General features: G+C 71.9%; 9 protein-coding genes. 6 read left to right on the forward strand and 3 right to left on the reverse strand.

Annotated features, from left to right (window positions below):
• Nucleotides 1-21: 21 nt before the first annotated feature.
• Genes EZ216_RS12525 through EZ216_RS12540 form a run of 4 tightly spaced genes read left to right on the forward strand, consistent with a single transcriptional unit; the run spans nucleotide 22 to nucleotide 7,632 of the window.
• The gene (locus EZ216_RS12525; RefSeq protein WP_135250096.1) at nucleotides 22-4,119 is read left to right on the forward strand and encodes a YhdP family protein; all 4,098 of its coding nucleotides are present in this window, start codon (nucleotides 22-24) and stop codon (nucleotides 4,117-4,119) included.
• Nucleotides 4,116-4,925 (forward strand): carbon-nitrogen hydrolase family protein, encoded by an 810-nt coding sequence (locus tag EZ216_RS12530; RefSeq protein WP_135250097.1) that lies wholly within the window; start codon nucleotides 4,116-4,118, stop codon nucleotides 4,923-4,925. The genes EZ216_RS12525 and EZ216_RS12530 overlap by 4 nt, the downstream gene beginning before the upstream one ends.
• Entirely contained in the window at nucleotides 4,922-6,997 is a 2,076-nt protein-coding gene (locus EZ216_RS12535) for a two-component system sensor histidine kinase NtrB (protein ID WP_135250098.1), read from the forward strand. The genes EZ216_RS12530 and EZ216_RS12535 overlap by 4 nt, the downstream gene beginning before the upstream one ends.
• Nucleotides 6,997-7,632 carry a response regulator transcription factor gene (locus EZ216_RS12540; RefSeq protein WP_135250099.1) on the forward strand — a complete coding sequence of 212 codons (636 nt, stop codon included), beginning with the start codon at nucleotides 6,997-6,999 and terminating at the stop codon, nucleotides 7,630-7,632. The genes EZ216_RS12535 and EZ216_RS12540 overlap by 1 nt, the downstream gene beginning before the upstream one ends.
• A 9-nt stretch (nucleotides 7,633-7,641) precedes the next feature.
• On the opposite strand, the gene EZ216_RS12545 is transcribed toward EZ216_RS12540, so the two are convergent.
• The 3 genes from EZ216_RS12545 to EZ216_RS21625 all read right to left on the reverse strand — a co-directional run bounded on the left by EZ216_RS12545 (nucleotide 7,642) and on the right by EZ216_RS21625 (nucleotide 9,491).
• Nucleotides 7,642-8,262, reverse strand: coding sequence for an imm11 family protein (locus EZ216_RS12545; protein ID WP_135250100.1), 621 nt, complete (start codon nucleotides 8,260-8,262; stop codon nucleotides 7,642-7,644).
• A gap of 6 nt (nucleotides 8,263-8,268) precedes the next feature.
• Nucleotides 8,269-9,171, reverse strand: coding sequence for a 4,5-DOPA-extradiol-dioxygenase (ygiD, locus tag EZ216_RS12550; RefSeq protein ID WP_135250101.1), 903 nt, complete (start codon nucleotides 9,169-9,171; stop codon nucleotides 8,269-8,271).
• Between the two features lie 77 nt (nucleotides 9,172-9,248).
• Complete coding sequence (locus EZ216_RS21625) at nucleotides 9,249-9,491, reverse strand: hypothetical protein (protein WP_239024365.1); 243 nt, start codon at nucleotides 9,489-9,491, stop codon at nucleotides 9,249-9,251.
• Between EZ216_RS21625 and mltA the strand changes: the two genes are divergently transcribed.
• A complete protein-coding gene (gene mltA, locus EZ216_RS12560) occupies nucleotides 9,376-10,503 on the forward strand; it encodes a murein transglycosylase A (protein ID WP_239024366.1) in 1,128 nt (375 codons plus the stop codon). The two genes, EZ216_RS21625 and mltA, sit on opposite strands and share 116 nt — an antisense overlap.
• The gene (locus tag EZ216_RS12565) at nucleotides 10,500-10,904 is read left to right on the forward strand and encodes a hypothetical protein (protein WP_135250103.1); all 405 of its coding nucleotides are present in this window, start codon (nucleotides 10,500-10,502) and stop codon (nucleotides 10,902-10,904) included. Before mltA ends, EZ216_RS12565 begins: the two co-directional genes overlap by 4 nt.
• Nucleotides 10,905-10,906: the final 2 nt, after the last annotated feature.

The raw sequence follows: 10,906 nt of genomic DNA on the forward strand, positions 1-10,906 counted from the left end.
TCCTGCCACCTCGTAGTCTTCATGAACGATTCGCCGCCGCTTCCCTCGGGCCTGCTCAAGGTCTATGCCGCCTGCGCGAAGTGGTTCCTGTGGCTCCTGGCCACCGCCTGGCTGCTGTTGCTGCTCGCCTGGGGCGCGCTGCACGCGTGGATTGTGCCGCGAATCGGCGAATGGCGTCCCCAGCTGGAAATGCAGGCCTCCAGGGCCCTGGGAATCCCCGTGCGCATCGGGTCCGTCAGCGCCACGCGCGACGGCCTCGTGCCCTCGCTGCAGCTGGAATCCGTGGTGCTGCTGGATGCCGGCGGCCGCGAAGCCCTGCGCCTGCCGCGCGTGGAGGCCGCGCTGTCGCTGCGGTCTTTGTGGAACCTGGGCTTCGACCAGCTGTACATCGAAAGGCCGGAGCTGGACGTGCGCCGCGGCAAGGACGGCCACGTCTTCGTCGCCGGCCTGGACCTCGCGCGCGGCGGCCAGGACGACGGCGGCGGCGCCGACTGGTTCTTCCAGCAAGCCGAATTCGTCATCCGCGGCGGCACCGTGCGCTGGACCGACGAGCTGCGCGACGCGCCGCCGCTGCAGCTGGCCAACGTCGACCTGGTGATGCGCAACTCCGCGCGCCGCCATTCGATGCGCCTGGACGCCACCCCGCCGACGGCCTGGGGCGACCGCTTCACCGTCATGGGCATGTTCCGCCAGCCGCTGCTGTCCGGGCGCGCCGGCCGCTGGCAGGACTGGAGCGGCCAGCTGCACGCCGACTTCCACCGCGTCGACCTGGCCGAGCTGCACCGGTACGTCCAGCTGCAGGTGCGCATTGACAGCGGCCGCGGCGCCGTGCGCGCCTGGGCCGACGTCGACCGCGGCCAGGTGGTCGGCGGGGTGGCCGACGTGTCGGCCGCCGACGTGTCCACCACGCTCGGGCCTTCGCTGCAGCCGCTGGCCCTGGCCTCCGTCTCCGGGCGCCTGGGCGGCAAGCGGCTGCCCGGCGGCTGGGAGCTGCAGGCCAGCGAGCTGCAGTTCGTCACCGCCGAAGGCCAGCGCTGGCCCGCCGGCAACGTGTTCGCCTCGTTCGACGAAAGCGGCAAGGAAGGCGGCAGCGGCGAGTTCCGCGCCGACCGGCTGGACCTGGGCGCGCTGGGCCAGCTGGCGGGCCGGCTGCCGCTGGGCGACGCCACCCATGCCGCGCTGGACCGCTACGCGCCGCAGGGCGTGGTGGAGAACGTGCAGGCGCGCTGGCAGGGCCCCTGGCAATCGCCGCGCAAGTACCAGGCCAAGGGCCGCATCAGCGGCCTGTACGTGGCTTCGGCGCCGCACGAACCGGCGGACGGCAAGCACGCCGCCGGCACGCCCGGCGTGCGCAACGCCAGCATCGACTTCGACTTCAGCGAGTCGCGCGGCAAGGCCCGGCTGTCGCTGGCGGGCGGCGCGCTGGAGCTGCCCGGCGTGTTCGAGGACCCGGTCCTGCCCTTCGACCAGCTGTCCACCGACGTGCAGTGGACGCTGGACGGCGACCGCATCTCGGTCAACGCCGCGAACCTGCGCTTCGCCAACGCCGACGCGCAGGGCGAAGGCGAGGCCAGCTGGCGCACCGGGGCCGACCCGCAGCACCGCTTCCCCGGCGTCATCGACCTGAAAGGCACGCTGGCGCGGGCCAACGGCGCGCGGGTGTGGCGCTACCTGCCGCTGGTGGTGCCGCAGGACGCGCGCGAGTACGTCCACCAGGGCGTGGCACAGGCCGACGTGACGGACGGCAAGTTCCGCCTGCAGGGCGAACTGAACCATTTCCCGTTCCGCACCGGCCCGGGCGATTTCCACGTCAGCGGCCACGTGCGCAACGCGACCTTCGCGTTCGCGCCGCGCGGCGTGGTGAAGACGGCGGGCCTGCCCTGGCCCACGCTGCAGCAGCTGTCGGGCCACCTCAGCTTCGACAAGGGCGGCATGACGGTGGACGACGTGGACGGCCGCTTCGCCGGCGCGCCGGGCCTGCGCGTGAAGGCGCGCGCCGAGATCCCGGACCTCGCGCACACCGTCGTCGGCGTCGACGGCGAGGTGCAGGGCCCGCTGGCCGAGGCGCTGGCCATCGTGCAGCGCTCGCCCATTTCCGCCTTGGCGCAGGACGCGCTGGGGCAGGCCAGCGGCAACGGCAACGCCGACGTGAAGCTGGCGCTTTCCCTGCCCATCTCGCAGATGGCCCGCAGCACGGTGCAAGGCACCGTCACGCTGGCGGGCAACGACGTGCAGATCACGCCGGACACGCCGGCGCTGCAGCGCGCCCGCGGCGTGGTGACGTTCAACGACCGCGGCTTCGCGCTGGCGGGCACGCAGGCGCGGGCCTTCGGCGGCGACGTCCGCATCGAAGGCGGCACGCGCACGCCGGCCAACGGCGGCGAGACCACGGTGCAGATCCGCGCGCAAGGCGTGGCCACCGCCGAAGGGTTGCGGCAGGCCCGCGAGCTGGGCTACATCGCCCGCCTGGCGAAGCAGGCCACCGGGTCGGCGCCGTACGCGGTGGCCGTCAACTTCCGCCGCGGCAAGCCGGAGGTGCTGGTCACCAGCAGCCTGCAGGGACTGGCGATCGACCTGCCCGCGCCGCTCACCAAGGCGGCGAACGAAGCCCTGCCCCTGCGCTACGAGAACATGGTGATGCCCGGCACGGCCGGCGGGCCGCTGCAGGACTGGCTGGCGGTGGAAGTGGGCAAGCTGGTGTCGGTGAACTACGTGCGCGACATCTCGGGCGCCGAACCGCGCGTGCTGCGCGGCGCCATCGCGCTGAACCTGCCGCCCGGCGAAACCGCCGTGCTGCCCGAGCAGGGCGTGACGGCCAACGTGCGACTGGGCACGGCCAGCATCGACGCCTGGGAGCAGGTGCTCGACGGCGTGGCCGTCGCGTCCAGCCCGTCGCGTCCGGGCGCCGGCACCGCGGCGCCGCCGTCGAACGCATCGGGCTACCTGCCGAACATGCTGGCGCTGCGCGCACGCCAGATCACGGTGGAGGGCCGCACGCTGCACAACGTGGTGGTCGGCGGCTCGCGCGAAGGCCAGGTCTGGCGCGGCAACGTCGATGCGGACGAACTGGGCGGCTACCTGGAATACCGCCAGCCCAGCGGCGCCGGCGCGGGCCGCGTGTACGCGCGCCTGTCGCGCCTGGCCATCGCCGCCTCGCAGGCGAACGCGGTGGAGACGCTGCTGGACGAGCAGCCCGGCAGCATCCCGGCGCTGGACATCGTGGTGGACGACTTCGAGCTGCGCGGCCGCAAGCTGGGCAAGCTGGAGATCGACGCGGTCAACCGCGGCGGGCGCGAAGGCGGCACGCGCGAATGGCGCCTGAACAAGCTGGCGCTCTCGATGCCCGAGGCGCAGTTCACCGCCACCGGCAACTGGGCCGCGGTGGACGCGCAAGCGGCGGCGCGCCCGGCGCGCGGCAGCGAGCGCCGCCGCACGGTGATGAACTTCCGCTTCGACATCGCCGACGCCGGCCAGCTGCTGGCGCGCCTGGGCATGAAGGACGTCATCCGCCGCGCAGCGGGCCGCATGGAGGGGCAGGTCGCGTGGCTGGGTTCGCCGCTGGGGCTGGATTACCCGTCGATGCAGGGCGCCTTCCACGTCGACGTGGCCAACGGCCAGTTCCTCAAGGCCGACCCCGGGCTGGCCAAGCTGCTGGGCGTGCTGAGCCTGCAGTCCCTGCCGCGCCGGCTGTCGCTCGATTTCCGCGACGTGTTCAGCGAGGGCTTCCAGTTCGATTTCGTGCGCGGCGACGTCACCATCCAGCAGGGCGTGGCCGCCACCAACAACCTGCAGATGAAAGGCGTGAACGCCGCCGTGCTGATGGAGGGCAAGGCCGACATCGCGCGCGAGACGCAGGACATCCGCGTCGTGGTGGTGCCCGAGATCAATGCCGGCACCGCATCGCTGGTGGCCGCGGCCATCAACCCGGCCATCGGCCTGGGCACGTTCCTCGCGCAGCTGTTCCTGCGCCAGCCGCTGGCCCGCGCCGCCACGCAGCAGTTCCAGATCGACGGCAGCTGGGCCGACCCGCGCATCACCCGCGTGCCGCGCCAGGGCGCCGCCGCAAGCACGGCGCCGAACGCGGGCGACAAGCCGACCGAAAAGGAGGCCAGCCGATGAAAGCCGCCGCCATCCAGATGGTGTCCGCCCCGCGCGTGCAGGACAACCTCGAAGCTGCCGCGCGCCTCGTCGCGCAAGCCGCCGCACAGGGCTGCGAGCTGGCCGTGCTGCCCGAGTACTTCTGCCTCATGGGCCGGCAGGACACCGACAAGCTCGTCGTGCGCGAAGCGCCCGGCGAAGGCCCCATCCAGGACTTCCTCGCCCGCACCGCGCGCGAACACGGCCTGTGGCTGGTGGGCGGCACGCTGCCCCTGGCGGCCGGCGACGAGCAGCACGTGCGCAACACCAGCCTCGCCTTCTCGCCGCAGGGCGAGTGCGTGGCGCGCTACGACAAGATCCACCTGTTCCGCTTCGACAACGGGCAAGAGCGCTTCGACGAGGCGCGCGTCATCGAAGCCGGCCGCGGCCCGGCCACGTTCACCTTGCGCGCGCGTGACGGGCGCGACTGGCGCATCGGCATGTCGGTGTGCTACGACCTGCGCTTCCCCGAGCTGTACCGCGAGCTGCGCGCCGACGTGCTGCTGGTGCCCAGCGCCTTCACCTACGTCACCGGCCAGGCGCATTGGGAACCCTTGCTGCGCGCACGCGCCATCGAGAACCTGGCCTGGGTGCTGGCGCCGGCGCAAGGCGGGGTGCACGAGACCGGCCGCCGCACCTGGGGCCACAGCCTGGTGGTGGACCCGTGGGGCGTGGTGGTGTCGCAGCGCGCCGAGCAAGGCGAAGGCGTGGTCGCCGCCGATCTCGACCCCGCCGCGCAAGCGCAGTGGCGCCGCCAGTTGCCGGCGCTGGATCACCGGGTGCTATGACCGAGGCGCAGGAAGAGCGCGAGCCCGCACCGCCGGGCCCGCGCCCGCCGTTGTCGCGGCGCGGCCTGTGGATGCTCCTGATCGCGCTGGTCGCGGCGCTGCTGCTCACCCTGGTGTGGCTGGCCGGGCGCTACGAGGTGAGCCAGGTGCAGTCGCGGCTGGAGCGCGACAACGCCGAAGCCATCGGCGACATCCGCGCGGCGCTCACGCGCAACGTGCAGTCGCTGCAGGCCCTGCAGGCGGGCACGCCCAGCCGGGACAGCTGGACGCAGGACGCGCAGAAGCTGCTGCACGAGAGGCGCGAGCTGGTGCGCATCGAGTGGCGCGACAACCAGCTGGGCGTGATTGCCGCGGTGGACACGCCGTACCGCGCGCCGGCGTTCGCGCGCCTGGGCCGGCAGAACGCGCACGCCGACGTCGTCCTGGCCTGCACCAACGCGCGCCGCAGCAGCGGCCCGGGCTATTCCGTGAGCGCCTTCGTGCCGCAGCCGGACGGGCTGGGCATCGAGGTGATGGAGATGTGCCTGCCGCAGGTCAGCGGCGGCCACCCGGCGGGGTTCGTGGTGGCGACCTACTCGCTGGGCGAGATGCTGGCCAGCCTGCTCGGGCCCCAGCTGGTGCGCAGCCACGAGGTGTCGTTCACCGAGGCCGACGGCACGCGGCTGGCCGTGCACGGCGCGGTGCGCCGCGGCAGCCGCGTGTTCAGCTCGCAGCAGCTGCTGGACCTGCCGGGCAACACGCTGGTGCTGCGCATGGACAGCTGGCGCGCCGCGCCCGACCTGTTCCCCAACGTGCTCACGGCGCTGGTCACCGCGATGTCCATCGCGCTGCTGTCCGTGTTGCTGCTGCTGGCCAAGGACATGCGCCGGCGCCTGCAGGTGGAACGCGACCTGGCCGACGCGCTGGCTTTCCGCAAGGCGATGGAAGACTCGCTGGTGACCGGCCTGCGCGCGCGCGACCTGAGCGGCCGCATCACCTACGTGAACCCGGCTTTCTGCGCCATGGTGGGCTTTTCGCCCGACGAGCTGCTGGGCCACAGCGCGCCCGCGCCCTACTGGCCGCCGGAACTGGTGGGCGAGTACCAGAAGCGGCAGGAGGTGCGGCTGGCGGGCCGGCACGCGCCGCCGCGCGAAGGTTTCGAATCGGTCTTCATGCGCAAGGACGGCTCGCGCTTCCCGGTGCTGATCATCGAGGCGCCCCTGATCAACGCGCAGGGCCTGCAGACCGGCTGGATGAGCGCGTTCCTGGACATCAGCGAACAGCGCCGCGTGGAGGAACTCTCCCGCGCCAGCCAGGAGCGGCTGCAGGCCACCGCGCGCCTGGCCACCGTGGGCGAGATGGCGTCGCTGCTCAGCCACGAGCTGAACCAGCCGCTGGCGGCCATTGCCAGCTACGCCACCGGCTCCATGAACCTGCTGGGCGCCGACCGGGGCGCGCCGGCCGCCGGCGACCTGCATCTGGCGCTGCGCCGCATCGCCGAACAGGCCGAGCGCGCGGGCAAGGTGATCAAGAGCGTGCACGACTTCGTGCGCCGCCGCGACAAGGCGCGCGAACTGGTCGCGCCGCGCGACCTGATGGACGCGGTGATGCCGCTGGTGACGCTGCAGGCGCGCAAGCTGCGCGTGCAGGTGGAAACGCGCATCGCTCCCGACCTGCCTCCGGTGCTGTGCGACCGCACGATGGTGGAGCAGGTGCTGCTCAACCTGGCCCGCAACGCGATGCAGGCGATGGACGAGGCGCGCATCGCGCAGCCCTCGCTGCTGCTGCAGCTGCGCCGCGCGGTGCCGGACGATGGATCGGCGCGCACCGGCTGGCTGGAATTCTCGGTGGCCGACCAGGGCCCCGGCATCCCCGAGGAAGTGCGCGAGCAGCTGTTCACGCCCTTCTTCACCACCAAGGCGGAAGGCATGGGGCTGGGCTTGTCGCTGTGCCGCACGGTGGTCGAGCAGCATGGCGGATTTCTCGCTTTCGAGCCCAACCGTCCGCGGGGTACGATCTTCCGCTTCACGCTGCCCACCGGCAACGCCGCTTCCGTTGCGGCGCCCGCGGCGGCCGCCCTGCCCACCGCCTGATGCAACCCGCGCCCGACGCCACCGTCTTCATCGTCGATGACGACGAGAGCGTGCGCGAAGCGCTGGCGTGGCTGCTGCGCTCGCGCCACCTGGCCAGCGAGCGCTTCGAGGACGCGGAAGCTTTCGAGGCGCTGCTGGAGGGGGGCTTTCGCCCCGCCCACCCGTGCTGCCTGCTGCTGGACGTGCGCATGCCCGGCATGAGCGGCCTGGCGCTTTTCGAGCGCATCGCCGAACGCGGGCTGGTCGAGGCGATGCCGGTGATCTTCCTCACCGGCCATGCCGACGTGCCCACCGCGGTGGACATGGTCAAGCGTGGCGCGTTCGACTTCTGCGAGAAGCCGTTCTCGGACAACGCGCTGGTCGACCGCGTCGAGCAGGCGCTGCGCCGGTCCAGCGAGGTGCTGGCGCAGCGGCGCGAAGCCGAACGGCTGGCGGCGCGGCTGGCGGAACTGACCGAGCGCGAACGCGACGTCATGCGCCTGGTCGCCAAGGGCCTGCCCAACAAGTTGATCGCCGACCAGCTGGCCATCAGCGTGCGCACGGTGGAAGTGCATCGCGCGCGGGTGTTCGACAAGATGGAAGTGAAGTCGGCCGTGGAGCTGGCCAACGTGCTGCGCGGCGTGGACGGCGCTTAGCCTCCCGCGCTAGTCATCCTCGTCGTCGTCCGTCACATCAGAACGGAACTCGGCGCCGTAGTCCTTCAAGGGAATGAAGAGCATCCCGGTGCAGTCGGCGTCGACGATCGCCTGCGCAAGGTCCTGCCGCGCAATGATCAGCGTCCTCAATTCCGCCAACCGGAAGATCTTCTTCCCGTCCGGGATGGCCGGTTCGTCAAGCACCAGGTGCTGGAATCGCCCGACCTGGTCTTTCAGGATGGCGTTCATGGTGAACTTTGATTCTTCCCGGTTCACGCACGCCACGGTACCCAGGACGTTGGCGACGAAATAGGCTTGGGGAATCAGCCGCCCCTCGGGCGTGCGCAGCCGCACGGGCAGGAACTCGATGGAATCTTCCGGGGCATGCCGTTCAAGGAGGTCCTTGAGCTTCTCCGAGACGACGAGGAGTCGATCGGTGTTGGGAATGGCATCCGTCAGCGCGGAGCCACGCTCTTCGGAGAGATCGAACACCATGCCTTCAGTGAACCACTCCTTGCAAGGGTTCCCCTTTCGCAGCAGGTAGTCCGTTTCCATCAACTCCTTCGGTGTGTCCAGAAACCACGCGAAGGAGTCGTCTTCATCGTCCACCAACCAGGTGTAGTAGTTCATTTGAATTCAGCCCCAGACCACCGACCGCATCGAGATCGAGCCGCTCTGGAACCCCAGCGCGAACTGCGCCGCCTTCTCGCCCGGGTCGACCGCGCCCACCGCGTGCAACAGCGGCAGCAGGTGGTCGTGCGAGGGATGCGCCAGCGCCGCCAGCTCGCCCTGTCCCTGGAACGCGGCGAGTGTTCGGCCGTCGGCCTTGTCGATCAGCGGTGCGGCCCAGCGGTCGAACACGGCGGCCCAGTCGTAGGCCTGGTGGGGCGCGGCGCCTCGCTGCGTCGCGCGCAGGTTGTGAACCACGTTGCCGCTGCCGACGACCAGCACGCCGCGTTCGCGCAGCGCCTTCAGCGCGGCGCCGGCCGCCAGGTGTTCGGCGGGTGGGCGGCCATAGTCCAGGCTCAGTTGCAGCACCGGGATGTCGGCTTTGGGGAACATGGGCTTGAGCACCGACCAGGCGCCGTGGTCGAAGCCCCACTCTTTCGTGTCCAGTTGCAGGCGCCGCGGCTTGTTCGCGGCCGACAAGGCGGAAGCGATGGCGGGCGCGCCCGGCGCGGGGTAGCGCTGGTCGAACAGCGCCTGCGGGAAGCCGCCGAAGTCGTGGATGGTCTTGGGGCTGGCCATGCCGGTGACCCACCAGCCTTCGGTGAGCCAGTGGGCCGAGATGCACAGCACCAGGTTCGGCCGCGGGAAGTCGCGGCCGAAGCGCGCGCCCAGCGCTCCCCATTGCGGGCGCCAGGGGTTGTCCTCGATCACGTTCATCGGGCTGCCGTGGCCGATGAAGACCACCGGCATCTTCGGTGTGCGGGGCAGGGCCTCCAGCGCGGCGGGCAGCTGCGCGGCGCGGGCGGCGCCGAACAGCCAGGGGGATGCGGCCAGCAGGGTGCGGCGGGTGAACGAGGAACGTGCGGACATGGATGGGTCGGACCGCGGCGGAGCTCGACAGTTCCCGGGGCCGGGATTTCGGGCCGGCGGCGGACCGGCAACCACCGTCAGTCGCGCGGCGGCGGGTCGTCGTCCTTCGGCGGCTCACCCTTGGGGCGGCCGGAGAACATGGTCCACCACACGATGAGCACGAAGAGCGCCAGCGCGAGCAGCGCTTCCAGCAAAATCAGCAGCATGAGAAGAATGACGAGGCTGGTGGCGATTGTAGGAATGCTCGCGGGATGCGCCTCGGCCCCGCCGCCGGTCGAGGCCCCGTCCGCCCCCGTGGCCGCGGCGCCGCCTGCCGCCACGGCCGAGCCGTCCGTCGCCGGCGCGCCCATCGTGCAAGGCAAGAGCCGCTGGTGGCCGGTGCGCTGGAGCGACCTGCCGGGTTTCGAAGACGACGTGCTGTACGAAGCGTGGAACGCCTGGCTGCGCAGCTGCGAGCGCCCGCCCGCGGCTTTCGCGGCGCTGTGCCCGCAGGTGCGGCAGCTGTCCATCGCGGCGCCGAGCGAGCAGCGCGACTGGATGCGGCGCAACCTGCAGCCTTACCGCATCGAACCGCTGCAGGGGCCGGCCGATGGCCTGCTCACCGCGTACTACGAACCGATGCTCGATGCGTCGCGCCAGCCCACGGCGCGCCACACCGTGCCGCTGTACCGGCCGCCCGCCACGCTGGCGAGCCGCAAGCCCTGGTACACGCGGCAGGAGATCGACACGCTGCCCGAACCGCGCGAGCAGCTGCGCGGCCGCGAGATCGCCTGGCTGGCCGATCCGCTCGACGCGCTGGTGCTGCAGATCCAGGGTTCGGGCCGGTTGCGGGTCGCCGAGGGTGACGGCAGCCAGCGCGTGGTGCGCCTTTCGTTCGCCGGCAGCAACGACCAGCCTTACCGCAGCGTGGGCGGCTGGCTGCTGCAGCAGGGCGCGGTACGCGACGCGTCGTGGCCCGGCATCAAGGCCTGGCTGCGCGACAACCCGCAGCGGCTGAACGAGCTGCTGTGGAGCAATCCGCGCGTGGTGTTCTTTCGCGAGGAACCGTTGCCGGACGCCGAGCTCGGTCCGCGCGGCGCGCAGGGCGTGCCGCTGACCGCGGGCCGCTCCATCGCGGTGGACAAGGACAGCATCCCCTACGGCACGCCGGTGTGGCTGGCTTCCACGGGCCCGACCGTGCAGCTGCAACGCCTGGTGCTGGCGCAGGACACCGGCAGCGCCATCGTCGGCGCCGTGCGCGCCGACTGGTTCGCGGGCGCGGGGCCGGAAGCCGGCGAACTCGCAGGGCGCCTGAAGCAGCCGCTGCGGCTGTGGGCGTTGTGGCCAAGATGAAGAAGCAAAACCGAATCCTCCTGCTGGCGGCTGCCGCGCTGCTGGCCGCCTGCGCGATGCGCGATCCGCCGCCCGCCAGCGAGGCGCCGCCGCCGCGCGAGACCTTGCCCAAGCGCTCGGCGACCTCGCCGCCGCCGGCGGACGAGGCGGGCGTGATCCGGCTGCGCTGCGACGACGGGCTGCAGCTGCGGCTGCGCGTGCTGCAGGACGAAGTGCAAGTCGACGGCCTGCCCGGCGGGCGCGAAGTGCTGCTGCGCGACGCCGGCGGCGTGACGCCGCAGCAAAGCGTCTTCTCCAACGCGCGTGCGCGTGCCGAGTTCGGCCTCGGCGCGCAGGCGAGCGAAGCGGTGGTGCACCTGCTCCAGCCGCAGCCCCGCGACCTCCACTGCCGGCCTGCCTGACC

The sequence above is a fragment of the Ramlibacter humi genome, assembly GCF_004681975.1.
Classification (GTDB): Bacteria; Pseudomonadota; Gammaproteobacteria; order Burkholderiales; family Burkholderiaceae_C; genus Ramlibacter; species Ramlibacter humi.